At 67.5% G+C, this 26,299-nt stretch carries 20 protein-coding genes; 6 read left to right on the forward strand and 14 right to left on the reverse strand.

What is annotated here, in order from left to right; translation table 11 throughout:
* Positions 1 to 5 precede the first annotated feature (5 nt).
* On the forward strand, positions 6 to 1,295 hold the full coding sequence (locus tag AB0313_RS07255; protein ID WP_141942325.1) for a macrolide 2'-phosphotransferase: 1,290 nt from the start codon (positions 6 to 8) through the stop codon (positions 1,293 to 1,295).
* A 44-nt stretch (positions 1,296 to 1,339) separates the two neighbouring features.
* Here AB0313_RS07255 and AB0313_RS07260 read toward each other — a convergent pair whose 3' ends face one another.
* The 3 genes from AB0313_RS07260 to AB0313_RS07270 all read right to left on the reverse strand — a co-directional run bounded on the left by AB0313_RS07260 (position 1,340) and on the right by AB0313_RS07270 (position 8,696).
* Positions 1,340 to 4,867: an ATP-dependent DNA helicase gene (locus tag AB0313_RS07260; RefSeq protein WP_366304540.1), complete on the reverse strand. Its 3,528-nt coding sequence runs from the start codon at positions 4,865 to 4,867 to the stop codon at positions 1,340 to 1,342.
* Positions 4,864 to 8,163 (reverse strand): ATP-dependent DNA helicase, encoded by a 3,300-nt coding sequence (locus AB0313_RS07265; protein WP_366304611.1) that lies wholly within the window; start codon positions 8,161 to 8,163, stop codon positions 4,864 to 4,866. The genes AB0313_RS07260 and AB0313_RS07265 overlap by 4 nt, the downstream gene beginning before the upstream one ends.
* A gap of 116 nt (positions 8,164 to 8,279) precedes the next feature.
* Entirely contained in the window at positions 8,280 to 8,696 is a 417-nt protein-coding gene (locus tag AB0313_RS07270) for an MGMT family protein (RefSeq protein WP_366304541.1), read from the reverse strand.
* 63 nt (positions 8,697 to 8,759) lie between these two features.
* On the opposite strand from AB0313_RS07270, the gene AB0313_RS07275 reads away from it, so the two are divergent.
* From AB0313_RS07275 to AB0313_RS07290, 4 genes are all read left to right on the forward strand, one after another.
* On the forward strand, positions 8,760 to 9,470 hold the full coding sequence (locus AB0313_RS07275) for a 3'-5' exonuclease (RefSeq protein ID WP_141942333.1): 711 nt from the start codon (positions 8,760 to 8,762) through the stop codon (positions 9,468 to 9,470).
* Between the two features lie 329 nt (positions 9,471 to 9,799).
* Positions 9,800 to 10,750, forward strand: coding sequence for an ABC transporter substrate-binding protein (locus tag AB0313_RS07280; protein WP_141942335.1), 951 nt, complete (start codon positions 9,800 to 9,802; stop codon positions 10,748 to 10,750).
* Positions 10,751 to 10,783: 33 nt separating this feature from the next.
* A complete protein-coding gene (locus AB0313_RS07285) occupies positions 10,784 to 11,548 on the forward strand; it encodes an amino acid ABC transporter permease (RefSeq protein WP_141942337.1) in 765 nt (254 codons plus the stop codon).
* The gene (locus AB0313_RS07290; RefSeq protein WP_141942339.1) at positions 11,545 to 12,282 is read left to right on the forward strand and encodes an amino acid ABC transporter ATP-binding protein; all 738 of its coding nucleotides are present in this window, start codon (positions 11,545 to 11,547) and stop codon (positions 12,280 to 12,282) included. The genes AB0313_RS07285 and AB0313_RS07290 overlap by 4 nt, the downstream gene beginning before the upstream one ends.
* A 92-nt stretch (positions 12,283 to 12,374) precedes the next feature.
* On the opposite strand, the gene hemL is transcribed toward AB0313_RS07290, so the two are convergent.
* The 10 genes from hemL to hemE all read right to left on the reverse strand — a co-directional run bounded on the left by hemL (position 12,375) and on the right by hemE (position 23,466).
* A complete protein-coding gene (gene hemL / locus AB0313_RS07295; RefSeq protein ID WP_141942341.1) occupies positions 12,375 to 13,706 on the reverse strand; it encodes a glutamate-1-semialdehyde 2,1-aminomutase in 1,332 nt (443 codons plus the stop codon).
* 75 nt (positions 13,707 to 13,781) lie between these two features.
* Positions 13,782 to 14,858 (reverse strand): LLM class flavin-dependent oxidoreductase, encoded by a 1,077-nt coding sequence (locus AB0313_RS07300; RefSeq protein ID WP_141942343.1) that lies wholly within the window; start codon positions 14,856 to 14,858, stop codon positions 13,782 to 13,784.
* A complete protein-coding gene (hemB, locus tag AB0313_RS07305; RefSeq protein WP_307306694.1) occupies positions 14,855 to 15,838 on the reverse strand; it encodes a porphobilinogen synthase in 984 nt (327 codons plus the stop codon). Before hemB ends, AB0313_RS07300 begins: the two co-directional genes overlap by 4 nt.
* 62 nt (positions 15,839 to 15,900) lie before the next feature.
* On the reverse strand, positions 15,901 to 16,767 hold the full coding sequence (locus tag AB0313_RS07310) for a uroporphyrinogen-III synthase (protein WP_141942346.1): 867 nt from the start codon (positions 16,765 to 16,767) through the stop codon (positions 15,901 to 15,903).
* Positions 16,768 to 16,774: 7 nt separating this feature from the next.
* Positions 16,775 to 17,773, reverse strand: coding sequence for a hydroxymethylbilane synthase (hemC, locus tag AB0313_RS07315; RefSeq protein WP_141942348.1), 999 nt, complete (start codon positions 17,771 to 17,773; stop codon positions 16,775 to 16,777).
* Positions 17,770 to 18,957, reverse strand: a complete 1,188-nt coding sequence (locus tag AB0313_RS07320) for a ferrochelatase (RefSeq protein ID WP_366304613.1) — start codon at positions 18,955 to 18,957, stop codon at positions 17,770 to 17,772. The genes hemC and AB0313_RS07320 overlap by 4 nt, the downstream gene beginning before the upstream one ends.
* 53 nt (positions 18,958 to 19,010) lie before the next feature.
* The gene (gene hemQ / locus AB0313_RS07325) at positions 19,011 to 19,712 is read right to left on the reverse strand and encodes a hydrogen peroxide-dependent heme synthase (RefSeq protein WP_366304546.1); all 702 of its coding nucleotides are present in this window, start codon (positions 19,710 to 19,712) and stop codon (positions 19,011 to 19,013) included.
* A 112-nt stretch (positions 19,713 to 19,824) separates the two neighbouring features.
* A complete protein-coding gene (locus tag AB0313_RS07330) occupies positions 19,825 to 20,808 on the reverse strand; it encodes a hypothetical protein (protein ID WP_366304548.1) in 984 nt (327 codons plus the stop codon).
* Positions 20,809 to 20,919: 111 nt separating this feature from the next.
* Positions 20,920 to 22,368: a protoporphyrinogen oxidase gene (gene hemG / locus AB0313_RS07335; protein ID WP_141942354.1), complete on the reverse strand. Its 1,449-nt coding sequence runs from the start codon at positions 22,366 to 22,368 to the stop codon at positions 20,920 to 20,922.
* A gap of 3 nt (positions 22,369 to 22,371) precedes the next feature.
* Positions 22,372 to 23,466 (reverse strand): uroporphyrinogen decarboxylase, encoded by a 1,095-nt coding sequence (gene hemE / locus AB0313_RS07340; protein ID WP_366304551.1) that lies wholly within the window; start codon positions 23,464 to 23,466, stop codon positions 22,372 to 22,374.
* 158 nt (positions 23,467 to 23,624) lie between these two features.
* On the opposite strand from hemE, the gene AB0313_RS07345 reads away from it, so the two are divergent.
* Positions 23,625 to 24,953 carry a glutamyl-tRNA reductase gene (locus tag AB0313_RS07345; protein ID WP_307306679.1) on the forward strand — a complete coding sequence of 443 codons (1,329 nt, stop codon included), beginning with the start codon at positions 23,625 to 23,627 and terminating at the stop codon, positions 24,951 to 24,953.
* 119 nt (positions 24,954 to 25,072) lie between these two features.
* Here AB0313_RS07345 and moeB read toward each other — a convergent pair whose 3' ends face one another.
* Positions 25,073 to 26,272, reverse strand: coding sequence for a molybdopterin-synthase adenylyltransferase MoeB (moeB, locus tag AB0313_RS07350; protein ID WP_366304554.1), 1,200 nt, complete (start codon positions 26,270 to 26,272; stop codon positions 25,073 to 25,075).
* Between the last annotated feature and the right edge of the window lie 27 nt (positions 26,273 to 26,299).

Below are 26,299 nucleotides of genomic sequence, written 5' to 3' on the forward strand. Positions count from 1 at the left end.
GAACGGTGAGAAGAAAACCGATTGAACTGGCGGCTGTCGCAACCGCGGCAGTCCCCGGACTGACCCCGACGGCCGTTAGCTCCGCGCCGGACGACCCCGCGGACTTCGACTCGGCCCTGCTCCTCGATTCCGAAGGCAAACGCTGGCGTGTCCGGTCGCCCCGCCATGCCGAGGCCAGTGCCCGGCTGGAAACGGAGTTCCTGGTGCTGCGGGCCTTCGCTCCGGGCGTTCGCGCGGAATTGCCGTTCCTCATGCCGACGGTGGCCGGCAGTGTCCGCCTGGGAACGCTGACCACCTTTGTCTACTCACACCTGTCCGGAAGCACCCGCAGCGTCGAAGAGCTGACCTCCGGGCCGGCCAGCCTGGCCCGCGAGCTCGGTTCCGCCTTGGCTGCGATCCACGACCTGCCCCGGTCACTGGTCAGCAATGCCGACCTGCCCAGCTACACCCCCAACGAGTTCCGCCAGCGGCGCCTGAACGAACTGGACCAGGCAGCAACTACCGGGAAGATCCCGGCGGCCCTGCTGCGCCGCTGGGAACACGCCATGGAGGACGTTTCCCTTTGGCGGTTCAACCCCTGCGTGGTCCACGGCGACCTGCACGAGGACAACCTGCTGGTGGAATCGGGCCGGGTGACCGCGGTAACCGGTTGGACAGACCTGCGCATCGGCGACCCTGCCGACGACTTTGCCTGGCTGGTAGCGTCCAATGAACAGGATTTCATTGACGCCGTCCTGGCCTCCTACACGTCCAGCCGGCGCGACGTCCCGGATCAGCACCTGCTGCGCCGGGCCGCGCTGTCTGCCGAGTTCGCCTTGGCGCAGTACCTGGTGAAGGGGCTGGCCGCCGGAGACCAGGAGATGGTCAGCGAGGCCGAAGGAATGCTCCAGAGCCTGGCGGACGACATCGCCGAATACGGGGGCCGGCCCATCAGCGTGGAACCACTTCCGGCCACCAGTGGTTCCGGGAACGATGGAACGGCGGCCGCTGCCCCGCCCGGAACTGCCAGTGCTGCCCCTTCCACTGGAAGCGGCAGTTCTGCAGTCACTCCCGCGGTCACGGTCATCCCTGTCCCGGCCGAACCCGCCATACAGGCAGAACCCGCCGTCGGCGCCCAGCCAGAGGCGAACCAGGCCAAGCATTCAGCTAAGGCACACCCCGCAGTGCACGTAACACCCATCCCGGCGGAGCGGCCGCATGCCGGCACTGGCGGCCAGGATCCGGATGGCGGGACCAAGGGTCCGGACGACACGTCCACAGCCGCCCTTTCGGTGATCAACGCGAAGCAGGGCTGAATCGGGAAGAGAGTCTGCCCGGGGCCGGCGGAGCCCTGTCCGGCCTACTGGCGGCTCAGTGCTGCCGCAACGATGTTTTCCAGCTCTGCTGCCGTGCCCAGGTCATGCGGGCGTACCACGGCGTTGTCCGCGACATAGAAGAATGCTGCCCGAACCTCCTCCAGCGGAACATTTTGGAGGCGCGCCCACGCCAGCCGGTACACAGCCAGTTGGATGGAGCGGGTCTTCAGCTGGGCAGCCGACGGCCGGCGGCCTGTCTTCCAGTCGACCAGGTCCCAGCGGCCATCGGCGTCCTGGAACACTGCATCCACGCGTCCACGCACCACAACCTCCCCCACCCTGGTCTCCACCGGGACCTCGACGAAGGCCGGTGACCTGTCAGCCCAGGGGGAAGCCTTGAAGGTCGCCACCATCTCGTCGAGGTCGTAGGCCGCATCAATGTGGTCGTCCGAGCCGGGCGCCTCTCCAAGGTCCAACATCCCCGCCGTTCCGAAATACTCCTCTACCCAGGCATGGAACGCGGTTCCCTTCCGCGCCGACATGCCTGGCTCGCGCGGAACGGGACGACGAAGCCGCCCCAACACCGCCTGGGGGTCGTCTCCCAGGTCCACCAGGGTGGAAGCGGAGATGTGGGTGGGCAGGTGCACATCCTGTCCGCCGGACCTTCTTGCCCTGCGCTCCAGCAGCAGGGCAGCCTCCCGCGCCCAGCCTGCCGCTGGCCCGGTGAGGCCCGGCTGGCGCCCGGGCAGGGCGCCGCTCCCCTTCCCGGAACTGGCCGAATGGCCCGCCCGCTCCAACGGGCCCGGCCGGCCGCCGGCCTCAAGGAACGCAAGCACCCTCCGGGCGGCTGCTTCCATCGCCGTCCGGCGCCCCCGCGCCAGGCGCAACCGCTGGCCGTCCCGCGGGTCCACAGGTCCTTCGAGGGGGTCGTAAGGCCAGACTGCTTCTTCTGATTCCAGTGTCAACGGGCTCTGGTCCGGGAGCGCGGCCTCGTCCAGCGATAACGGGTGCACCAGGGCCTGCGGAGGCATCCCGCCCTCGGCCGCTTGCGTCAGGGTTTCGAGCTCGGCGAGGAACGGCGACATCTCCGCGCGCCCGGCCCGGGAACCAACCCAACCGGCGCTGGACACCCACAGCACATGCTTGGCCCTGGTGTACGCGACATACGCCAGACGCCGTTCCTCTGACTCGCCGTGAGCCTGAACGGCTGCTTTGTAATCCTTCTCGGCATCCAGCCAGCCTTTTTGATCAGGCTGGTCCAGGTCCCACTGCGGCAGGTCTGACCGGTCTCCGCGCAGGGGCCAAGGCAGCGCAAGTGCGCCGCTGCTCCAGCGGGAATCCCTGTCGCTTGGAAATGCCCCGGCGTTCATTCCCGGGACGAATACAACATCCCATTCCAGGCCTTTGGATGCATGGACGGTCAACAGCTGTACGGCTTCCCTGTTGACGTCGCTGGCAGGCGCCTCTAACCCGTTTTCTTCCGCTGAGGCGGCCTCCAGCCAAGACAGGAACGCGAGGATGTCCACGCGTTGGGAGGTACGGAGGAACCCGGCGGCTGCATCCTGGAAGGCATCGAGGTTTCGGCGGGCCTGGTGGATGCTGATCCCGGGGCGCGCTGCCACCTCGATGTCCAGCAGCATGGCCCTTTCCACCTCCCCCAGCAGCGTAGTGAGGTCGTCGCCCAAGTAGGCGCGCAATTGCCGCAGCTCGAGGGACAACCGGGCCAACCTGCTGCGCGCCCCAGCGCTGAGCGTACGGCCATTCGTCGAGGTCCAGTCCTCGCGGGGCAGGAAGTCCAGGGCTTCCACCAGGCTGGCCCCGTCCGTGAGGTCCCCCTCGAGGACGGGCGCGTCTGCTTCATCGGTGTCAAGGTCGTCGCTGCCGGCTTCGGACCCCTGCGCCGCCCTCCCGCGGCTCCGGGCGAGCTGCCCGGACCAGTCCCGCAGCGCCATGAGATCGGCAGGGCCTATCCGCCAACGGGCCCCTGCGAGCAGCCGCATGAGGGCGTCAGAGCGGCCTGGATCGGCCAGGACCCGCAAGGTGGCGACCAGGTCGACGATCTCCGGGGTGTCCAGAAGACCTCCCAAGCCTACGATTTCGTAAGGAACTCCCCGGGCTTCGAACTGCCGCCGGACTGGCTCCATTTGGGCCCGCCGCCGGCACAGCACCGCGAGGGCCGGCGGTTCGGCGGTACCGTCCGGTTTCAGCTCGAAGTCGGTTACGCGGTACCGAAGGACGTCGTCCGCAAGCGCCGCGGCTTCGTCGACGTCGCTGGCAAACCGGCCCAGCACAACGCTGCCTTCCACGGCGTACGGACTTGGCTGCAGCGGCGGCACCTTGGCAGTGGACGATCTGCCGCCGCCCGGCCCATTGTCTGCAGACGCGCGGCCAAGGGACTGCGACATGACGTTGGCGGCCGCAAGGATGGACCGGCCGTTGCGCCAGGCCGTAGTCAGGTAGGAAGTTGGGGCAGGCGCCCAGCGGGCGCCGTTGCCGGGTGCGTCAGTGCGGACGGGGAACTCACGGACAAAGTGGAACAGCTGTCCTGCGGAAGCACCACGGAAGCCGTAAATTGACTGGTTGGGGTCGCCCACCGCCGTCACGGCATGGCCATCCCCGAAGAGGCGGGAGAAGAGGACGAGCTGCGCATGGGACGTGTCCTGGAACTCGTCGAGAAGGACCACCTTGTACCGTTGGCGCTCCATCTGCGCAGCCAGCGGAACGTCCTGGGCCACCTTTGCGGCGAGGGCCACCAGGTCCCCGAAGTCGAGGGCGCCGCGGGCACGTTTGGCTGCTGCGTACCGGCCAACCATGTCGGCAACGCTTGCGCGGGTCCGCAGCATGCCCGCGAGGTCCGCGACGGCCTTGGGCGGGTTCTTCTTCTTGTCGGCCAGATAGGGCAGGGCTTCAAACTCCGCAAGCCGGGCCATCAGCCAGGCCTCGACATCCTCCGGCTCCTGGAGGTGTTCCGCGCACTCTCCGGCGAGCTGGATGACGGCTTTGACAAGCGTGGATTTGGCCGCGCGGAAGTGCTCGTATTCGCCGTCGTAGGCCTCGACGACCTCGCTGGCAAGCTGCCAGGCCTGCGCTCCGCCAAGCAGGACGACGTCGCGTTCCACGCCGAGCCGAAGCCCGTAGTCGGAGACGATTCCGCTGGCGAACGAGTGGTAGGTGGACACTTTCGGCTCCAGCGCATCGCTGCCGAGCAGGCCCTCCGGGAAGACATCGTGCCAGGTGTCATTTGCGGCAAGCCGCTGGAGCCCCAGAAGCTTAGACCGGATCCGGCTGGCAAGTTCGCCGGCAGCCTTGCGGGTGAAGGTCACACCCAGGACTTCTTCGGGAGTAACCCACCCGTTGGCCACGAGCCACACCACCCGGTCCGCCATGGTGGCAGTCTTTCCCGATCCGGCACCGGCAATAACCAGCCTCGGCGCAAGGGGGGAAGAAATGATGGCGGACTGCTCAGGCGTGGGAGAGTTCTTTTCGCCGAGCAGCACGGAAAGTTCTTCCGGGCTGAAGCGTGCTGCCGGTGCAGGCTGTGCTGGTGTCATGGTGGACTCTGCAGTACTCATTCGGTCACCTGCCGTCCGCGTACACACAGCGGGCAAACCTCCGGGAGCCGGCAGCCGTGGCCGCCGTGGCCGCCCTTGGCGGGATCATGCCGCGCAACGAATTCACTGCCACCCATGACGGCGGCCGCCTCCCTGACCATGTCCAAGGCCCAGTTCTCCTGCGGGTCGAGTGGTTGCTGTTGTTGGATTGCGGGGCTCTTTGCAGCGGTTCCAAGCTGTGCCAGCACTGCACCGCCGGGAAGGCCGGGAGCAGTCCGGCCGGTGTCAAAGCCACCGGCCAACACCGCCGCCTGGTATGCACCGAGCTGAGGATGGCGGGACAATTCCTCCTTTCCCGGCTGCCGTTTGCCGGTCTTGAGGTCCACCACCACCAAACGGCCCTCTTCGTCGATTTCCAGCCGGTCCACCTGGCCTCGGAGAACAGCCTCCCGCGCCGGACCCCCGTCCACGCCCACCTCCCCAAGTGCCACTTCGAAGTCCAGCTCCACGCCCAGCAGGCTGCGGCCTTCACTCCTCATGGACAGCACATACTGCGCCAGCTTGCGCACCATGGCCTCGGCGCGCTGGAAGTCGAGCCGTCCCTCCCAGTTGTCCTTCATGCCAAGGGCGGGCCAGCGCCTTACAAGTTCAGCGACGTACTCGGATCCGGAAGCGTCGGGCATGTCCTGGGCGATGGCATGCACCAGCGTCCCCAAGCTGCGGGCAAAGTCGGTGGCAGGTTCACCACCTGCTGCCTGGACGAACCAGTCCAGTGGGGACTTGTGAACCGTTTCGACCTTCGACGGTGACACTGACACCGTTCCCCCTGGCGGGACAACTGCCTCGGAGGAGGTCAGGGGTGCAAGTCCCCACCACGAGGCCGGGTGGGCGCCTGCGACTGCCGGTTCCACCGCGGCGAGATGGGCCAGGACCCTGGCGGCCTCTTCCGCCTGCACCAAATCCTTGCCATCCAGGTCCTTGCCATCGAGCTGGGCGTGTTGCCGCAGTTCGGCGACAAGGGCGCGCAGCGTCATGGGACGTTCCACCTGGGTGAACGTCCTGTTCTCCTGTCCGGGAGCCAGCGGCGCAACGAAGTCCAGGAAGGACGAGGGCTGGTCGTCCTCCGACGATACTGCCGTACACACCAACAGCTCGCGTGCCCTTGATACCGCCGTGGAGAAGCTGCGGAGTTCGTCATAGCGGATATCCCTCAACCGGCTCAGTGGATCGCGCTGAAGGGCATATGCAGCGCCGTGCTCCACGGCGTCGGCGTACAGGGTGCTGCCCAACAGTTCCCCGCGGAGCCGCGTGTTGGGCCACACTCCCTCCTGCAGCCCCGCAATGAGTACCACAGGCCATTCCCGGCCTGCCGCGCTGGCCGGGGTCATCAGCTCCACGGCATCGTCCACCTGGGCACGGGCGGCAAGGGTGTCCATGGGAAGCTCCTGGTTCAGGAGGTATTCCAGGAACTGTTCCGGGCCTGCCCCGGGCATCTGGTCCACGTAGCGCTCCGCTGTGTGGAAGAGCGCCATCATGGCGTCAAGGTCGCGGTCGGCACGTGCACCGTGGGGTCCGCCCGACAGGGCAATGGCCGTCCATGCAGAAGACAGTCCCGTGGAGTCCCACAGTGCCCACAACACAGACTCCGCATTTGCACCTGGCAGGGAGGCAGCCTCCCGTCCCGCCTGAATCATTCGTGCGGTGCGCCGGGCGGCGCGGCCTTCGATTCCCAGTGCACCGAGGGCTCCGGGTTCGAGCAGGGCCTCCACGAGCAGGGCATCGCTGGCGCGGCCACCGCCGCCCAGCAGCTCCTCGCGGCGCAGCGATTGCCGCAGCCTGCGCAGCTCAATGGAGGTTGCACCCCCGATGCGGGAGGTAAGGAGTGACACCGCGGCTTCCGGCGTCAACAGCCCCGGATCCAGGGCGATCGCGAAGGCGTCAAGGAGCGGACGCACGGCCACCTCATCCCGGACCGCGGACTCAGCCACCGGAACCCTTACCGGGATACCCTGCCCCGACAGGTAGCGCTGCAACTCGCTGACCTGGCCGCCATTGCGGACGATGACAGCGATATCCGCCAGATCGCGGTTGTGGTTAATGTGCTGGTCCAGAATCCGCTGTGCCACGTACCGCAGCTCATGCACAGGAGTAGGGACCAGGTGGGCCTCCACCTTCCCCGGCACATGGGCACCGGCCCGCTGCGGAGGGCTGTCGGGCTGCAGAGGGCTGTCGGGCTGCGCAGCGACATCGGGCTGCGCGTCCCAGGTCGGCGGGTCGAGGCGGCGTGCCAACTGCCCGCCGGCACGCTGCGAAATTCGCCCTGCCACGTTCAACCACGCCCCTGCCACCGCGGGAGCCAGGCCATGGGCGTGCCACAGCGGGCGCTCGATGACGGACGCTTGGGCCGACAGAAGCCGGGGCAGTTCAGCCACCAAATCGGGCCGGGCTCCCCGGAAGCCCTGGACCACTGTGTCCGGAGACGACGTCACATAGCAGTCCCTGCCCGCGGCGACATCGGCCAGCAGTTCGAAAATGGCGGGGTTGGCTTCCTGGATGTCGTCCACCAGGACAACCTGCAACCGGGCCCGCTCAGCGGCCAGGAATTCCGGTGCGTCCTGGAAGATCTGCCTGGCGGCCGTGATGATCCCGGCGGGATCGAAAGCCTCGGGCATGCGCAGGTCAAGGACGTCGCGGTATTCGGCGTACAGGGCGGCAGCGGCTTTCCAGTCGGGCCGGCCGCACTCATCCGCCATGTGGGCGAGGTCGTCGGCTGTGCGCCCCGATTCAATGATGCGGTCAAAAAGTTGCCGTACTTCCTGGCGGAACCCGCGTGTCTCCAATGCGCCGTCCAGATCGGTTGGCCATGGCAGTTCCAGCCCCGGAATCCGGTGGCCCTCCAGGAGTTCCTTGATGATGAGGTCCTGTTCCGGACCGGAGAGCAGACGCGGCGCCCTTGAGAGCGGGATTACGCCCTGGGCCTTTGCCCGCCGGATCAGGTCGAAGGCGTAAGAGGCCCATGTCCTGGCGGGAGTAGTGCTGAGGCTCCGATCCAGCCGGGCGGTGAAGCGGTCTCGCAGGAAATCCGCTGCAAGACGCGTGGGCGCAAGGATCAGCATCCGTTCCGGGTCAACGCCGTCACGGAAGACCCGCTGGACCGCCGCCTCCACGAGGACGGTGGTCTTTCCCGTTCCCGGGGCGCCCGGCACCAGCACTGGTCCTGAGCCCTGGGTAACGTCCACCGCTGCCTGCTGGTCGGGTGTCAGCCGAAGCGCCGCCGCATGCACCTGCCTGGGCGGGAGAAGCCGAAGGGCGGGCACGCGGGAAAGGGCGCTGCTGCCATTCGGGCTGCCCCCGGCGGCAAAGGCCGGGCCCTGGCCAATCCGCGGCTCATGCCGCTGCGGGTCCCAGGGGCCGGTCAAAGGAACTGTTACGGTCACAAAATCATTCCATCATCAGGCACCGACAATCGGTGGAGCCGCCGCTCCAGGTCCTCGGCAACGGCATCGATAATGTCAAAATCCCGGTCAGTCGGTGCCCAGCGCGCCAAGGACAGGTCAACCCGCCACCGGCCCTCCCCCGTCCTCAAATACGACCCGTAGGAACCGGCGAGCGGGGTACCTTCTTCAAGGTAGCGGAGGAGGGCTTCTGCTTCGTGGCCCTCGGGCGCATGTCCGCTGGCCTTCAGGATGCGCCACCATGCGGACCCGCCCCCGTGATGGCTCATGACCGAGCCGACCTGGCGCGGACCGCCTGACCCCAAAAGCTCTGCGACGTCCCCGTAGGAGACTGCGGTCCCGGCCGGCACCAGCCTGACGACTGCCAGGACCGCCTGGACGTACTCGTTCCGCATTGATCCAATGTAGCCGCAGTGGCGTTCCCCGGAATTGTCGGTGGCTCCCCTTAGCGTTGAAGCATGAGTTCCTGGAACACCCTCCCACGCGCAGCCTTCGACCTGGAAACCACCGGCCGCAACTCGCGGGCGGCAAGAATTGTCACCGCGTCGATCACTGTCGTGGACCAGGGGGGTGAGGTCATCAAGGAGCACGAGTGGCTGGCCGATCCGGGCGTGGAAATTCCCATCGAGGCCAGCGACGTCCATGGAGTGACCACCGAACAGGCCAGGCGGGACGGCCGGCCTGCGCACGAAGTCACCCGCGAGGTCGCCGCGGTGCTGCAGGAGCTCTTCGACTCAGGCACCCCGGTGATCGCCTTCAACGCGAGCTACGACTTCACCGTGCTTGCCGCTGAATCGGCCCGCTATGGAATTCCCCAGCTCACGCGCTTCCCGGTCCTGGACCCCTACATCATGAACAAGCAGGTGGACCGGTACCGCAAGGGCAAACGCACGCTCACCGCCTTGTGCGAGGAATACGGCGTGGTCCTGGACAACGCCCACACCTCCGCTGCGGACGCCCTGGCTACCCTTCGGGTCCTTGATGCGATGGCCGGAAAGTTCCCCAAGCTGGTGATGCCGGCCCGGGAGCTCCACCAGCTGCAGGTGGACTGGGCAGTTAGCCAGGCGGCAGACTTTCAGGGGTACCTCAGGAAGACCAAACCGGCCGCCGTGATTGAGGGAGACTGGCCCGTGCTGCCGCCCCAGGATGCCACCGCCGGCGGCTTCTAATCCGCGGCGGACGGCCACTAAGTGGGAGGCATGTCACAGTCATGCTGCTTAACAAAACCGTCGCCGGGTACCGGAGAATCCTTCGCCGTAACCGGGTAGTCGCAAGTGTGATCCAGCACGCCGGAGCCCGGAGAGCGAACAGAGTTCGGCGTTACGGCCTAACCGGCCCCCTTTCTTCAGCCGGTCGGGCGTTGTCACCCTAGTGAGACAATAAAGTTTTGCGGTCACCCCTGCCCCGGACACCCCAAGCAGCGCCGGGCAGGTGCCAGGCGCCTTAGCGCTGCCTTGCGGCCCGGTCGACTTATGACTCATATGAAAGTGACAACCTGATGAAAATCAAAGCGATGAAGTGGCTCACTACCGCTCCCGTTGCACTTGCCCTCGCGGTTTCCCTCGCAGCCTGCGGCGGCGCTTCCTCCCAGCCCAGCGGCTCCCCCACGGACGCCCTGAAGGGCAGTGACCAGCAGACGCTGGACAAGTACACCACCGCGAACGTCACCCCGATCGACAAGATCGACAAGACCAAGCTCGGCCTCATCACCGAGGGCACCCTGCGCGTGGGCACCCTCTCCGACGCCCCGCCCAACATCTTCGTTGATTCCTCCGGCAAGTTCACGGGCTACGACAATGAGCTTCTGCGCGCGATGGCCGACAAGCTCGGGCTCAAGGTCGAGTTCGCCTCCACCAAGTTCCAGGCGCTCCTCAGCCAGGTCAAGAACAAGCAGTTCGATGTCGGGTCCTCCTCGATTTCCACAACTGACGCCCGCCGTGAAACGGTTGCCTTCACCAATGGCTACGACTTTGGCTACATGGCTCTGGTAACCAAAGAAGATGCCAAGGTACAGACGTTCGCCGGACTGAAGAGTGGCCTGCGCATTGGCGTCGTCAGCGGCAGCGTCCAGGAAGACTACGTCAAGAACACCCTGAACATTGAGCCTGTTTCCTTCCCCGACTACAACACCGTCTTCGCCAGCCTGAAGAGCGGGCAGGTCGACGCCTGGGTGGCTCCTTCCCAGCAGGCAACCGGCCAGGTCAAGCCCGGCGACGGCACGAAAATCGCCGAGAAGAAGCTCAACACGCAGAATTTCACCGCCTACGCCGTCGCCAAGGACAACCCTGCCCTGCTCGAAGCGCTGAATTCTGCCCTTGATGCCGTGGTTGCCGACGGCACCTGGTCCAAGCTGACGGCCCAGTGGTACACGGACCGCCCGACGGCTGCCGAGCAGACCCCGGAGGGTTGGAAGCCGGGCAGCAAGGCCGTCAAGGTCCCAGCGAACTAGACACCGGCTACCCAGAAAAGATAGCGAAGCCATATGGATTTCCTGACACGACTCGGAGAGACCTTCCTTGACTGGAACAAGATCGCTGAGGTTCTGCCAAGCATGTTTGCGGTGGGCCTGCCCAATACCCTGGTCCTTGCGATCACTTCCGGACTTATCGGGGCCTTCGCCGGCCTGATCCTGGCTCTCATGGGTATTTCGCGAAATCCTGTGGCTCGGTGGGCCGCCCGGGTGTACACAGATGTATTTCGTGGACTCCCGGCGGTCCTCACCATTCTGGTCATCGGCCTTGGATTCGGTCCGATCTTCCGCGAGATGACAGGCAGCAACAGCCCCTACCCCATGGGCGTTGCGGCTCTGGCGCTCATGGCCGCCGCGTACACGGGTGAAATTTTCCGTTCCGGAATTCAGAGCGTAGACAAAGGGCAGCTTGAGGCGTCACGTGCCCTGGGATTCGGCTACGGCCCGTCCATGCGCCTCGTAGTGGTTCCCCAGGGTATTCGCCGGGTGCTTCCTGCCCTCATGAACCAGTTCATTGCGCTGATCAAGGATTCCTCTTTGGTATTCACCCTGGGCCTGCTGGCCACGGAACGGGAACTGTTCCAAATCGGCCAGGACGCCGCGGCTCGCAGCGGTAACCTGTCCCCGTACGTGGCAGCTGCCATTTTCTACCTGGCCATGACTATCCCGCTCACTCACCTGGTCAACTACATCGACGCCCGGCTGCGTACGGGCCGGCCCGAAAAGAAAGAACCGGACGACGCCGCGGCTGTCGTTGGAAAGGGAGCCCAGGCATGAGCGAATTTGCGTCAGGAACACTGAGCGCCAAGAACATCCACCTTTCCTTTGGCAGCAACCACGTCCTGCGGGGCATCGACCTGCACGTGCCCCAAGGCACCACGGCGTCAGTCATTGGCCCGTCAGGGTCCGGGAAGTCCACGCTGCTGCGGGTCATGAACCGGCTGATCGAACCTGACCAGGGCGACATCCTGCTCGATGGCCGCTCGGTGTTGAAGGACAACCCGGATGAGCTCCGGCGCCGGATCGGCATGGTGTTCCAGCAGTTCAACCTCTTCCCGCACAAGACCGTGGAGGAAAACGTCTCACTGGCCCTGCGGAAACTGCGCAAGCTCTCCAAGGAGGAGGCGCGCAGCGAGGCGCTGGAACAGCTGGACCTGGTGGGCCTGAAGCACAAGGCTGATTCCCGTCCGGCCAATCTTTCCGGTGGCCAGCAGCAGCGCGTGGCCATTGCCCGCGCGCTTGCCATGAAGCCTGAGGTCATGTTCTTCGACGAGGCCACCTCCGCCCTGGACCCGGAACTGGTCAAGGGCGTCCTGGCATTGATGACGGACCTCGCCAAAGGCGGCATGACCATGGTGGTGGTAACCCACGAAATGGGCTTCTCCCGCAACGTCTCGGACGCCGTGACTTTCATGGATGCCGGTGTGGTGGTGGAGTCGGGGCCGCCCGAGCAACTCTTTACCGACCCCCGGACGGACCGCCTCAAAGGTTTCCTCTCCGACGTCCTGTAGTACCTGAAGCACGAAAAGAAATCCCCGCCTGCAGTGTGAAGGCGGGGATTTCTTTGTCTATGGGAGTGAAAGGGACGCGCCGTCCCCCGCAGCTACCCCTGGGCGGCAGCGGCGGCCTTGGCGGCAGCCGGCAGCGCGTCGTAGATCCGGTTCATCGCGTCGTCGTCGTGAGCGGCGGAGAGGAACCAGGCCTCGAAAACGGACGGCGGCAGGTAGACCCCGGACTCGAGCATCGAGTGGAAGAACGGGGCGTAGCGGAACGCCTCCTGCGCCTGCGCGTCGGCGTAATTGTGGACGCCGTTGGCAGAGGTACCGAACGCCACAGAGAAGAGGTTCCCCGCGAACTGGATGGAGTGGTCAACACCTGCTGCATCCAGGGCGTTGGAGACGGCGGAGGACAGTTCCAGCGACCGGACGTCAATGAATGAGTAGACGTCCCGGGTGGCGTGGGTGAGGGTGGCAACACCCGCCGCCATGGCCACCGGGTTTCCGGACAGGGTGCCGGCCTGGTACACGGGGCCGGTGGGTGCCAGGTAGTCCATGACGTCTGCACGGCCGCCGAGCGCCGCCGTCGGCATGCCGCCGCCGATGACCTTTCCGAAAGTGAGCAGGTCAGGCGTCCACGGGTCCTCGGCATCCGGCGCACCGCCGGTGAGGCCCCAGTAACCGGAGTAGCCGGTGCGGAAACCGGTGAGGACCTCATCGACGATGAGGAGTGCGCCGTGCTCGCGGGTGATCCGCGACAGCCCGGCGTTGAACCCTTCAGCCGGGGTGACTACCCCCATGTTGGCCGGTGCGGCCTCCGTGATCACGGCGGCGATGTCCTGCCCGTGAGCGGCGAAAGCTTCCTTGACGGCCGTGAGGTCGTTGTACGGGAGCACCAGGGTTTCGGCGGCGGTGGCTTCGGTGACCCCGGCGGAACCGGGCAAGGCAAGGGTTGCCACGCCCGAGCCTGCCGCTGCCAGGAGGCCGTCCAGGTGGCCGTGGTAGCAGCCGGCGAATTTGATGATGAGGTTCCGGCCGGTGAAGCCGCGGGCCAAACGGACCGCCGTCATGGTGGCTTCGGTTCCGGTGGACACCATGCGGAGGCGCTCGACGGCGGGCACGCGCTCCTGCACGATGGCGGCCAGGTTGGCCTCATCCGGGGTTGAGGCGCCGAAGGAGAGGCCGCGGTCCACCGCAGCGTGAACGGCGTCGAGGACGGCCGGGTGGGCGTGGCCCAGCAGTGCCGGTCCCCACGAGCAGACCAGGTCCACGTATTCCTTGCCGTCGGCGTCAGTCAGGTACGCTCCCTTGGCCGAGACCATGAAGCGCGGCGTGCCGCCGACCGAGCCAAACGCACGGACCGGGGAGTTGACGCCGCCCGGCATCAGCTGGCGGGCGCGGTCGAAGAGTGCCTCGTTGCGGGCGTTGCTGGAAGTCATGGTTCCTATTCTCTCAGTTAGCAGGTGAGCCGGGCAGCATGGGGGCCCGGCAGCACAGTTGAGCCAGGGGCACGGTCAACCTGCGAGCAGCTCGGCGACCCGGGGTGCCACCGCCGTGCCCATCAGTTCAATGGAGCGCATCATGGCCGCGTGTGGCAGCGGACCATTGCTGTATTTGAGGTCGAAGCGGTCAACGCCCAGGTTGCGCTTCAGCCGGACGATCTTCCGGGCCACCGTTTCCGGCGATCCCACGTAGAGGGCGCCTTCCGCGGAGCACAGGGCGTCGAACTCGCCCCGCCCGGCCGGACCCCACCCGCGCTCGGCCCCGAGCTTGTTGCGCAGCTGCAGCCAGTGCGGGAACAGTTCTTCCCGGGCCTGCTCGTCGGTGTCCGCCACATGGCCCGGCGAGTGGGTGGCTATCTGCTGCATTGGGTGCCCGTACTTGGACATGGCCTCCCGGTACAGGTCAGCCAGCGGCCGGAACCCTCTGGGCTGCCCGCCGATGATGGCGAAGATGATCGGAAAGCCGTAGTGGGCGCAGCGGAGCACGGACTCCGGTGTTCCACCTACGCCGATCCATGTGGGCAGCAGGTGGTGTTCCAGCGGCGGGTAGACGCTCAAGCCGTGCAGGGCCGGCCGCGTACGGCCCTCCCAGTGGACCGGTTTTTGGGCGCGGACCTTGCTGAACAACTCAAGCTTTTCCTCGAACAGCATCTCGTAGTCCGCCAGGTCCAGGCCGAACAGCGGGAAGGACTCCACGAAGGATCCCCGTCCCAGCATCACTTCGGCACGGCCGTTGGAGATGGCATCGACGGTTGCGAAGCGCTGGAACACCCGGATGGGATCGTCCGAGCTCAGCACGGTCACTGCAGAACCAAGGCGGATTCGGGTAGTCCGTGCCGCGGCTGCCGCCAGGAAGACTTCCGGCGCGGACACGGCGTAGTCCTTGCGGTGGTGCTCCCCCACGCCAAAGGCATGGAGTCCGACGGCGTCGGCAAGTTCCGCCTGCTCCAGCAGTTGGCGCAGGACCTGGGCGTGCGGTTGCGGGCTGCCGTCGGAATTTACGCCGACGTCCCCGAACGTGTTCAGGCCGAGGAGGATGCGGTCCTCCCCCACCGGTGTGGCGGGTCCGGCGGCCGGTCCGTCTGTCAATGGGATTCCTTGAGCCAGCCGGCCAGCTCGGCAGCCCAGTAGGTGAGGACTGTGTGGGCTCCGGCGCGGCGGATTCCCAGCACTGATTCGGTGATGGCGGCACGGCGGTCGATCCAGCCGTTGGCGGCCGCGGCCTCGATCATGGCGTACTCACCGGAGATCTGGTAGGCGGACACGGGCACGGGGCTCATCGCGGCCACGTCCGCAACGATGTCCAGGTAGCTCATGGCCGGCTTGACCATGATGATGTCGGCGCCTTCGGCGAGGTCCAGTTCCACCTCGCGCAGGGCTTCGGTGCGGTTGCCGGCGTCCATCTGGTAGGTCCGGCGGTCGCCCTTGAGCTGGGAGTCAACCGCTTCCCGGAAGGGGCCGTAGAACGCGGAGGCATACTTCGCCGCATAGGCGATTAGCGAGGTGTTCACGTGGCCGGCGCCGTCCAGCGCCGAGCGGATAGCGGCGATCTGGCCGTCCATCATGCCCGAGGGGCCCAGCATGTGGGCCCCTGCTTCGGCCTGCGCCACGGCCATCCGTGCGTAGATCTCCACGGTGCGGTCGTTGTCCACGTAGCCCTCGGCGTCGAGCACTCCGCAGTGGCCGTGGTCGGTGAATTCGTCCAGGCACACGTCGCTCATGACCACCAGGTCATCGCCCACCTCGGCCCGGACGTCCCGGATGGCTTTGTTCAGCACACCCTCCGGATCGAGGGCGGCGGTCCCTTCGGCATCGCGCGTTTCGGGAATGCCGAAGAGCATGATGCCGCCGAGGCCCAGCTCAACAGCCTCCGCAGCGGCCCGCTTGAGGGTGTCGGTGGTGTGCTGGACGACGCCGGGCATGGACGTGATGGGGTTCGGCTCCGTCAGTCCCTCGCGGATGAAGGCAGGAAGAATGAGTTCCGACGGTGCGAGGCGGGTTTCGGCGGTCAGCCGGCGCATGGCGGGGGTGGTACGCAGGCGGCGGGGGCGTTGGTTGGGGAAAGTCATGGTACCGGTCCTTCGCGTTTGTCTTTTGAGTCTGTTGGTGAACGGGAGGCACTGCGGTTTCGTCAGGGCGGGCTAAGCGCCTTCGCAACGGCGGCCACCAGCCCGTCGGGGGTCGGCTCAGCGGCCACGGCTGCCACATCCAGGCCCAGGGCAACTGCCTGGTCCGCCGTCGAACGGCCAATCACCACCAGCCGGCAGCCGGCCAGCGGCCCAAGCGCTGAAATCCGACGCACGGCGCTTGGCGACGCGGCAATCACCGCGGCCATGCGGCCTGCTGCGATGTCCGCGGCGGCAGCATCCGGGGTCAGGAGTGGGTACGACGGCGGCTGCGCACCGGCGTCGTCCGCATCCGGCTGGACGGCAAGACGGCGCTCCGCTGCCGCGGGATAGTCGACAGTGCGGTAGGCAGTCACCACGGTAACGTCGCTGTCCGCCGCTGCCAGTCCTTCAGCCAGGGCGGGTGCGGCGATGTCCGCCTGCGGCAGGAGGATCCTGCCTGTCCCTGGCCAGACGTCAAGCAGGCCGGCAGCCGACTGCTCTCCGGGCGGGGTGAGGGCGACAGCCAGTCCCCCGGCCTCGAGCAATCTGCGTGTTGCGGGACCGACGGCGGCGATCCGCGTCCCGGAGGGGACCAGCTGGTCCAGGCCAAGCCCGCGTTCCGCCGCCTTTTCCATGAGGACGTGGACCGTAGTGGCACTGCTGACGACCAGCCAGTCGAAGGCACCTGCGGCCAGGGCGTCGCAGGCGACGTCCAGCGCGTGCTGGTCCGGGGCCCGTTCGAAGTCGATGAGCGGCAGCAGCACTGGCGTCGCGCCGGCCTCTTCCAGCGCCGCAACCAGGGCAGCGGACCGTTCAGGGCTGCGGGTGACCAGGACCCGGGCCCCGCCAAGCGGTGCCTGGGCTCGGGACCCGTTGGAAGGCTCCGTCATCGCCAGGTCAGGACGCCTGCAGGTCTGCGATGTCGGCGGCTCCGGCGGCAAGGAGGGCCTCGGCCAGTTCAATGCCCAGCAAGGTGGCGCCCACTTCCGTCAACCCGTCTGTGGCGCGCTTGTCACGCACGGTGTCGGTACCGTCAACGGCGCAGACCACCGCTTCCAGGTGCAGCATGCTGCCCTTGCGGTAGGCGTAGGCCCCCACAGGAGCTGCGCAGCCCGCCTCGAGCCGGGCCAGCAGGGCGCGCTCGGCAGTGACGGCGAGGCGGGTGTCGGGGTCGTCCAGGGCCGCCAGCGCCTGGGCCAGCACCTCCCGGGAGCCTTCTGTTGACCCCTGTTTCGGCGGAGCGTCGGCCGTCCGGCACTCGATGGCAAGGGAACCCTGGCCGGCTGCCGGCAGCATCACGTCGGTTTCCAGGTACTCGGTGACGGCATCCAGCCGGCCGATGCGCTCCAGGCCAGCAGCCGCAAGGACCACCGCATCGAGGTCGCAGGACTTTCCGGCCACCACCTGGTCGGTGGCATTGCCGGGCAGGCCGGGAACCCGGCCCAGCCGGGTGTCCACGTTGCCGCGGATGTCCACGATGTCCAGGTCCGCGCGGGCCGCCCTCAGCTGGGCTGCACGCCGCGGCGAACCGGTGCCAACGCGGGCTCCTGCCGGCAGGTCGGCCAGCTTCAAGCCATCACGGGCACACAGGACATCCCGGACGTCCACCCGCCGCGGCGTGGCGGCAAGGCTGAGCCCCACCGCCGCCCCCGTTGGCAGGTCCTTGAGCGAGTGGACGGCCACATCGCACTCGTTGCGCAGGAGCGCGTCACGCAGGGCGGCGACAAAAACGCCGGTGCCGCCCATCTGGGACAGGGGCCCGGTGAGGACGTCCCCGTCCGTGCGGACGTGCACCAGCTCCACGGGGAAGCCTCCGACGGCGGCGAGCTGGTCCGCGGTCTGCCGGGTCTGGGTGAGAGCCAGTTTGCTGGCGCGGGTTCCGATCCGGACGGTCACAGCTGCGCCGTTTCACCGGCAGCGTCTGAGGGGTACGGGTCGTGCCCGGTGCCAACAGTGGTGTCCGCGCCGGAAATGGTCGGCTTCTCGCCGCGGAAGTTGGCGCAGCACCCCGGCCTGCAGACGTCGTACCAGGGACCAAGATCGGTCAGTGCCGGGCGGTCGCTGATGTTGTTGGCCACGGTCCGCTCGCAGATCAGGTCCACGAGTCCATCGACGAACTTGCGGTGTGTCCCGGGAGTGGGCACGCGGGTGGCAACCAGTCCCAGATTGGCGCAGGTTTCCATCGCCTCGGTGTCCAGGTCCCAGACAACTTCCATGTGGTCGCTCACAAAGCCCAGGGGGACGATGACGACGCCCTTGACGCCCTTGACGGCCAGTTCCTCAATGGCGTCGTTGATGTCGGGTTCCAGCCACGGCACATGCGGGGCACCCGAACGGGACTGGTACACGAGGGACCATGGCGCGTCGAGCCCGGATTCGTCCTTGACCCGCGCCATCACGGCCGTGCCGTTGGCCAGGTGCTGGGCCACGTAGGCGGAGCCTTCCTGGAACTGGCGCGGCTCACCTTCGGACCGGCCTGCGGCCTCGGCGTCGCGGGTGGGAATGGAGTGGGTGGCGAACAGGACGTGGACGGGGGCGTCAGGCGTACCCGCTTCGGCGAGCTTGGCGCGGACCTCGGCCAGGCCGGCGGCAGTGCCTTCCACGAACGGTTCGACGAAGCCGGGGTGATCGAAGTACTGGCGGACCTTGTCCACTTCCAGCCTGCCGTCCAGACCGGTCTCCGTCAGCGCCATGCCGATATCCTCGCGGTACTGGCGGCAGCTGGAGTAGCAGGAGTAGGCACTCGTGGTGAGCATCAGCACCCGGCGGTGCCCGGCGTCGTATGCTTCCTGCAGTGTCTCCGGGATGTACGGTGCCCAGTTGCGGTTGCCCCACAGCACGGGCAGCTCGATGCCGCGGGCAGCCAGTTCTGCTTCCAGTGCTGCCTTGAGTTCGCGGTTCTGCTGGTTGATGGGGCTGACGCCGCCGTTGGCACGGTAGTGGTGCGAGACCTCCTCGAGCCGCTCGTCCGGGATGCCCCGGCCGCGGGTGACGTTCCGGAGGAACGGGATGACGTCCTCCTGGCCTTCCGGTCCGCCGAAGGAGGCGAGCAGGACGGCGTCGTAATTCTTGGGGGCCATGCGGCCGGCCTCGGTGACCGGATTGACGGCCGTGGCGGCCTGCTGTTCCGGGCTCACGCGAGGACCTCGGCAACCTCGTCGGCGGAGATACGGCGTCCGGTGTAGAACGGAACTTCCTCGCGGACGTGGTTGCGCGCCTCCGTGGAGCGCAGGTGGCGCATAAGGTCCACCAGGTCCACGAGTTCGGGCGCTTCGAGGCCCAGGATCCACTCCCAGTCGCCCAGGGCGAACGAGGAAACGGTGTTGGAGATGACCTGGGGGAAGTCGCGTCCCAGCAGCCCGTGGTCGCGGAGCATCTTGCCGCGCTCGGCTTCCGGGAGGAGGTACCACTCGTAGGAGCGCACGAACGGGTAGACACAGAGCCACTCGGCCGGAGCGACGCCACGGGAGTAGGCGGGCGTGTGGTTCTTGGCGAACTCCGCCTCGCGGTGGACGCCCATGGCGGACCAGACGATCTCGGTGCCGGCGAAGAGGGTGCTGCGGCGGATGTCGCGGATGGCCTGCTGCAGCGCTTCCGGCTTGGGGCCGTGGAGCCACACCATCACGTCGGCATCGGCGCGCATGGCTGAGACGTCGTAGCTGCCGCGGTGCGTGACGCCGGCGGCGGCGAGGCGATCCAGCAGCACCTCGAAATCGGCGGCGGCGTCAGCACTGCGGACCACAGGCTCCGACCGCTTGAATACCGTCCAAAGGGTAAAGAACTGCTCGGCTGATTCTTCGGTTTTAGTGACAGATTCGGCAGAAGTGTGGCTCATGGTTACCAGTTTGCCCCTTCCCTGCCCCCAAGGCGAAACCGAAGAGTTCTACAACTCGTAGAAGTGATCAAAGTCACGTTTTGCCGTGCGGCACGCCACGATGGACCGGGTATCAGGGGCGGCGCATGCGAAGGAACACCAGCCCCGCAGCGGCACCCACGCCAACCAGCCCGGCCCCCAGCCACACCATGGCACCAGGCATGTCCCGCAGCGGCCCGACGAAGGACACCGGGCGTCCCGGGCCTGCCTGCTCGCCTGCCGCCTGCGGCAGCCGCGTCGGCTGGGAGTTCCGTGCATTGATGGACAAAGCTGTGGGCAGCGGAGAAGCCGTGGCCCCTTGCGCACCGGGTCCATCGGCGCCGGCCGCAAGGGTACCGGGCAGGAAATTTACCCCAGCACCGGCACCAGGCACCGCGGACTGTTCGCCGGATACCGGGGCAGCGCCTCCCTGGCCGGCCGCGGGCGCGGTTCCCTCCGCCGGCGCGGCAATCGCCGGCAACTGGCCCGTGACGCCTGCGGCCGGAGCTGCTCCTGCCGCGGATGCAGCACCAGGCGCAGAGGCCGCACCGGAACCAGCTGGTGTGGACGCCCCCGGCCGGGCCACCGGCGGCGAACCCGTTGGTGCTGCCGCGGATGTGGTTTGCGGGCCCGGCGCCATGGGCGTCCCCGAGGTTGCCGGAGCCGTAGGCGCCGAGGTCCAGTCCCCGGACGGGGAAACGGTGATCACCGGAAGCAGGGCGCCAGGCACTGTAGGGATTGCGGACGGCGTGCGCGGCGTCCGGGCTGCCGGGGCGCCGGCACCGGGTCCTGCCGGGTTCTGCCCTTCACTCCCCTGCGCGGAGGATCCGCCAGTCACGTCCGGCCCCGGCGTAACGGCAGCAGTTTGCCGGGCAGCGATGGACAGCCCGAAAGCCGCAGCACTGGCGGCTGGGGCTGCGGGGTCCTGCGGAGGGGGGACTGCGTCGTCTGCCAGGGACGCCTGGACGCCGGTGGAAAGAACCAGTACCGCTCCGACGGCCGCTGCTGCGGTACCGCGCCGGATTCCCCCATGGATACCGGTCCGGGACATTGAAAGCTCGGACCTGTGTTGAACCATAGTCATCGACCCTAACCAGAACAATTGTCCGATTGGAAACCGGAAAGCCCGGCCCGGACGGTGCCGCATGCGGCCGTGCACCTGCTGAACCCCGCTGACCAGCAGCGATGCTCAGGCGGCGGTCAGCCGGCCGATTTGCTCACGTGTGTCGGCCACCACAGCGGCCAGGCCGTTCCCCGCCACCCAGCCGCCCACCACGGCCAGTCCGCCGGCAGCAGTGCATGCCTGGCGGATTTCCGCTGCCCGCGCCCGGTGCCCCACGGCGGCGAACGGCAGGGCTCCGCGCCACCGGACCACGTCCCAGCCCCGCACGTCCTCCCCGGAGATCCGGACGTCCAACAGGGCGGAGGCATCGCGGAGGGCGGCCGCGAACAGCTCATCATCGGTCCCGGGGCCGGCGGGCTGCGCCGAAGCACCGTCCACGCGGCCATAGGAAAGACGGACCACGTGGTGACCCGGACCGGCAGCGGCTGCCAGCCAGTCCCATTTGCCCGTGGCGTGCGTGAGCGCCTTTGCTTCGATGCCCGGTGTCTGGGGAGCCACCAGGATTCCCGTTCCGCGGGGGCGCCGGTCCAGCTCCGGTTTGTCCAGCACCAGCGTGACCAGCTTGACGTCGGGCCCCGCCGCCGGTTTCTTTCCGGCGACCGCGGGGACCGCCTGTTCCAGCAGTCCGACGGCGGCAGGTCCCTCCACGGCGACGACCAGCAGGGCGCCGTGGAAGGTTGTACCCGCGGCCTGGACGAGCCAGTCGGCCGGGGAGCGCGAAATTGTTGTGGCGGCGGCGCCCAGCAAGAGGGTCACTCCCCGGCCCCGGAGATCCGCCACCAGGGCGTCCACCAGGGTGTGCATTCCGCCGTCCAGGCCGGCGACGGCGGAGCCCGCCTTGGCCGGGTGGCTCCCCGGGGCTTTGCCGGGCGTTCCTGCGCCGCGCCGCTGCGCCGAAACCGCGGCAGCGAGGGAACCATGCCTGCGGAGCCCGGCACGGAGCCCGGGGGCCACCATGTCGACGTCGAGCAGTCCGGGATCAGCGGAGTGGACCCCGCCCACCACGGGTGAAACCAGCCGTTCCAGCACGCGCGAACCCATCCGGGCCCGAACCAGGGCGGAGACGCTGGTGACGCCCGCTCCGGCACCCACAGAGGCCGGCAGCAACCGGTCCAGGGAGGCGCGGAGTGAGCCCAGGATACCCAGCGTTCTGCGGACCTCGGGGTCCCAGGGGTTGGCGGGGATGCCCAGTACCCCGGTGCGGGGCAGCTCGCGGGGTCCGTCCGGAAGCTGCACCCAGGCACCTCCGGGGCGTGGGGGGACAATCTTCCCGCCGAGCCCGAGTTCGGCGCAGAGCCGGGCTACGGCGTCGGACCTGGTGGCGAAGGACTCGGCGCCGCTGTCCAGGGTGAGTCCGGCGACGGTATGGCTGCCCACGCACCCGCCCCACGCCGTCCCCGCTTCGAGGACGGTCACCTCATAACCGGCCGCGGCGAGTTCCCGGGCGGACAGCAGTCCGGAGATCCCGCCGCCCACCACCAGCGCCCTGCCGGGCTTCGCCGGCGAGCTGCCCATGGCTTACTCCGGCGCGATGGAGTGGATGAGCTCCACCACCCGGGTCAGGACGTCCGGGTCCGTTTCGGGCGGTACGCCGTGTCCCAGGTTCAGGACGTGGCCGGGCGCGGCGGAACCGGCGGCAATGACGTCACGGACGTGCGCTTCGAGGATGTCCCATGGGGCTGCCAGGAGCGCAGGGTCGATGTTCCCCTGCAGCGGCACGGTTCCGCCCAGCCGGCGGTTCGCCTCGTCCAGGGGCAGCCTGTAGTCGACACCCACCACGTCGACGCCTACGTCGCGCATGGCCACGAGCAGCTCGGACGTGCCGGTGCCGAAGTGGATGAGCGGGGCACCAAGCTGCCGGACATGGTCCAGGGCGCGGGCCGACGCCGGTGCAACGTATTTGGTGTAGTCGGCAAGCCCCAGCGAGCCGGCCCAGGAGTCGAAGAGCTGCGCGGCGGAGGCGCCGGCCTCCAACTGGGCCTGGAGGAACATGCCGGAGGCGTCGGCCGCCCAGTTGGCCAGAGCCGTCCAGGTTCCCGGGTCCGCGTGCATCATGGTCCGGGGACCCAGGTGGTCACGGGACGGCTTGCCCTCCACCATGTAGGCGGCCAGGGTGAACGGTGCACCGGCGAACCCGATGAGTGGGGTCTTTCCCAGTTCCGCCACCGTCAGCCGGACCGCTTCACGGATGGGCTCAAGGGCTTCCCACGTGAGCTGCGGCAGGGCTGCGACATCGGCCGCCGTGCGTACGGGCTTGTCCAGCACGGGCCCTACACCCGGGACGATGTCAACGCCAACCCCGGCAAGCTTCAGGGGAATGACAATGTCCGAAAAGAAGATTCCGGCATCCACGTCATGCCGGCGCACGGGCTGCAGGGTGATCTCGGAGGCCAGCTCCGGCCGGAGGCAGGAGTCAAGCATGGCGATGCCCTCGCGCACCTTCAGGTACTCCGGCAATGACCGTCCCGCCTGCCGCATGAACCAGACAGGACGGCGGGACGGTTTGCCCCCTCGGTAGGCCGTGATCAGCGGTGAGTCTGCGGTACGGCCGTCCATCAGTGGATGGTCTGCGGCAAGGGTGCCGGCAGCGGAGACGGCAGGGCTAGGAGTCATGCTTTTGATTGTGCCGAAAAAGAGCTGCAAAAGATAACGACAACCTGTCGACTGACGGCCCCGCTTCGGCAAGGTGGCGCGAATCACTTCGGGCTGTGGCGACAATCCTGTCCGAAGATTGTTCTACCGGGCAACGAAAAAGCTATGATTGGTCTGCTGTGGTTCTTTTCTCATTGGTGGCTACACACGCCGACATCGATCTTGAAACCGTTGCTCAGCTGAGCAACGGTTCTTCCGGGATTGCCGCATCCGCGCTCACCGAATCCCCCGCCGTGGCCGGAGCGGTGGTGCTCGCCACCTGCAACCGCTACGAGATCTACGGCGAGGCCCCCCATCCGGACGACGTCGAAGCCGCCCGCGCTGCCCTGGTCTCCCGGATCAGCGAGGCCAGCGGGCTGGCCGAATCCCTCGTCTCGCGTTCCTTCAGCACGCGCACCGGGAAAGAGGTGACCCAGCACCTGTTTGCCGTCAGCGCGGGACTTGACTCCGCCGTCGTCGGCGAACGCGAAATCGCCGGCCAGGTACGGCGGGCACTGATCACCGCCCAGCATGACGGCACTGCCAGCGCGGGACTTGTCCGGCTGTTCCAGGCGGCGTCGAAGACCGCCAAGGATGTGGGTGCGCAGACGGCCCTCGGTTCCCGGGGGCTTTCCATCGTGTCCGTGGCATTGGACCTGGCCACTGATCTTTCCGAAAACCCCGACTGGTCGGCCAAGAAGGTTGTCCTCTTCGGCACCGGCGCCTACGCCGGTGCCACCATGGCCCTGCTGCGGGAACGCGGCTGCACGGACATCTCCGTCTACTCTTCTTCCGGCCGGGCCGAAGGATTCGTGGCCTCGCGTGGAGGCGTTGCCCTCAATGCTGATTCGTTGCGGCCTGCCGTTGCCGCCGCCGACGTCATGATCGGCTGCAGCGGGTCGGATACGCGGGTTGAGGCCGACGAGCTGGCCCAGGTCCGCGCCGGTTCACCGCAACCCCTGATTGCCATCGACCTGGCCCTTACGCATGACTTCGACCCCGCCGTCGGCGAGCTGGAGGGCGTGGAACTGCTGACCCTGGAGTCCGTCCGCCTGGCCGCCCCGCAGGAACAGGCGGAATCGCTGGCGCAGGCAAGCGGCATCGTCAAGGGCGCTGCCAAGGCATTCGAGCAGGAACGGGAAGCCCGCTCCGTCGATTCAGCCATCGTTGCCCTGCGGCGCCACACCATGAACGTCCTGGACGCGGAGATGGAAAAGGTCCGCGCCCGCCACGGCTGCACCGCCGCAGCCGAAGAGGTGGAGTTCGCCCTCCGCCGTATGGTCAAGCAGTTGCTGCACGTCCCCACCGTCCGCGCCCGCGAACTCGCCGCAAATGGTCAGCAGGACGACTACGTTGCGGCCCTGGAGGCCCTGTACGGCATCACGGTGGAGCAGCCGGCTGCACCGGCCCCGCCTGCAGTGGTTGAGGCCGAGTGCCCGGTGGACCACAACGGCCGCGAAACCGCCTGAGGTTCCCCGCCCAACGCCCCATCATCATTTACCCCTAACCGGGGAACGCCCCATCACTTCCTTGAGGAAAGTGATGGGGCGTTTTTTGGATCAGCGCGAAAGGTGATGGGGCGTCCGGGTCAGTAGACGGGCTTTCCGGGTTCCACGTCCCGCACCCAGGCCAGGATCCCGCCGTCGAGATGGCTGACGCGCTGGTACCCGGCTTCCCGCGCCGCCGCTAGGACGTTGGCGGACCGTGTTCCGGCCTTGCAGTGGAACACGATGTCACGGTCCCGCGGCAGCTCATCCCACGCTTCGCCGGCCAGGATCCGTCCCTGTGGAATCAGCTTGGCCCCGTCGATGCGGACAATGTCGTACTCCCCCGCCTCGCGGACGTCCACCAGCTCAAAGTCCTTGAGCCCGGCTTTCCGGGAGGCCAGCATGGTGGCGAGCTGCGTGGCGGTGACAGTGTGTTCGGTGTCCGCCTGGGATGCAGGGGCGATCCCGCAGAACGCCTCGTAATCCGTGAGTTCGGTGATGGGCTGGGCTGCAGGGTCCTTGGATACCCGGATCTCGCGCCAGCTGCCGCCGAGGGCATCGAAGAGGGCAACCCGCCCCAGCAGGGAACGCCCGACGCCGGTAATCAGCTTCACTGCCTCCGTCACCATCAGCGATCCCACGGCGGCGCACAGCATGCCGAACACGCCGCCCTCGCCACACGAGGGCACTGAGCCGGCCGGCGGAGCCTCGGGGTAGAGGTCGCGGTAGGTGGGTCCGTGCTTTTCCCAGAACACGCTGACCTGGCCATCGAAACGGAAGATGGAACCCCACACGTAGGGTTTGCCCAGGATGGCTGCGGCGTCGTTGACCAGGTACCGCGTGGCGAAGTTGTCGGCGCCGTCCAGGATGAGGTCGTACCCGCTGAACAGCTCCAGGGCGTTCGCGGAGTCCAAACGGACGTTGTGCAGCCGCACGTCCACGAGCGGATTCAGCTCCGCGATGGCGTCGCGCGCTGACTCCGTCTTGGGCCGGCCCACGTCGCTGACCCCGTGGATCACCTGGCGCTGCAGGTTGCTCAGGTCCACCACGTCATCGTCGATGATTCCGATCGTGCCCACACCGGCCGCGGCCAGGTACAGCAGGGCCGGTGCGCCCAGGCCGCCGGCGCCGATCACCAGCACCCTGGCGTTCTTGAGCCGCCGCTGCCCCAGGGCACCGATCTCGGGAATGATGACGTGCCGCGAGTACCTTTCCACCTCGGCCGGGCTGAGGCCGGCAGCCGGTTCCACCAGTGGATCCAAGGAAACGGTGGACACATTTGCGGTGAAAGACGAAGCCATACTTCAATGTATGCCCCGGGATACCGC

This window comes from Pseudarthrobacter sp. NPDC080039, from assembly GCF_040702335.1.
In the GTDB taxonomy this organism is placed as follows: Bacteria; Actinomycetota; Actinomycetes; order Actinomycetales; family Micrococcaceae; genus Arthrobacter; species Arthrobacter enclensis_A.

Coding starts and splice junctions, on each gene's coding strand:
- AB0313_RS07260 (WP_366304540.1), bottom strand. CDS start 4,867: ATGAGTACTGCAGAGTCCACCATGACACCAGCACAGCCTGCACCGGCA.
- AB0313_RS07270 (WP_366304541.1), bottom strand. CDS start 8,696: ATGCGGAACGAGTACGTCCAGGCGGTCCTGGCAGTCGTCAGGCTGGTG.
- AB0313_RS07275 (WP_141942333.1), top strand. CDS start 8,760: ATGAGTTCCTGGAACACCCTCCCACGCGCAGCCTTCGACCTGGAAACC.
- AB0313_RS07280 (WP_141942335.1), top strand. CDS start 9,800: ATGAAAATCAAAGCGATGAAGTGGCTCACTACCGCTCCCGTTGCACTT.
- AB0313_RS07285 (WP_141942337.1), top strand. CDS start 10,784: ATGGATTTCCTGACACGACTCGGAGAGACCTTCCTTGACTGGAACAAG.
- AB0313_RS07290 (WP_141942339.1), top strand. CDS start 11,545: ATGAGCGAATTTGCGTCAGGAACACTGAGCGCCAAGAACATCCACCTT.
- hemL (WP_141942341.1), bottom strand. CDS start 13,706: ATGACTTCCAGCAACGCCCGCAACGAGGCACTCTTCGACCGCGCCCGC.
- hemB (WP_307306694.1), bottom strand. CDS start 15,838: ATGACTTTCCCCAACCAACGCCCCCGCCGCCTGCGTACCACCCCCGCC.
- AB0313_RS07310 (WP_141942346.1), bottom strand. CDS start 16,767: ATGACGGAGCCTTCCAACGGGTCCCGAGCCCAGGCACCGCTTGGCGGG.
- AB0313_RS07320 (WP_366304613.1), bottom strand. CDS start 18,957: ATGGCCCCCAAGAATTACGACGCCGTCCTGCTCGCCTCCTTCGGCGGA.
- hemQ (WP_366304546.1), bottom strand. CDS start 19,712: ATGAGCCACACTTCTGCCGAATCTGTCACTAAAACCGAAGAATCAGCC.
- AB0313_RS07330 (WP_366304548.1), bottom strand. CDS start 20,808: ATGGTTCAACACAGGTCCGAGCTTTCAATGTCCCGGACCGGTATCCAT.
- hemG (WP_141942354.1), bottom strand. CDS start 22,368: ATGGGCAGCTCGCCGGCGAAGCCCGGCAGGGCGCTGGTGGTGGGCGGC.
- hemE (WP_366304551.1), bottom strand. CDS start 23,466: ATGACTCCTAGCCCTGCCGTCTCCGCTGCCGGCACCCTTGCCGCAGAC.
- moeB (WP_366304554.1), bottom strand. CDS start 26,272: ATGGCTTCGTCTTTCACCGCAAATGTGTCCACCGTTTCCTTGGATCCA.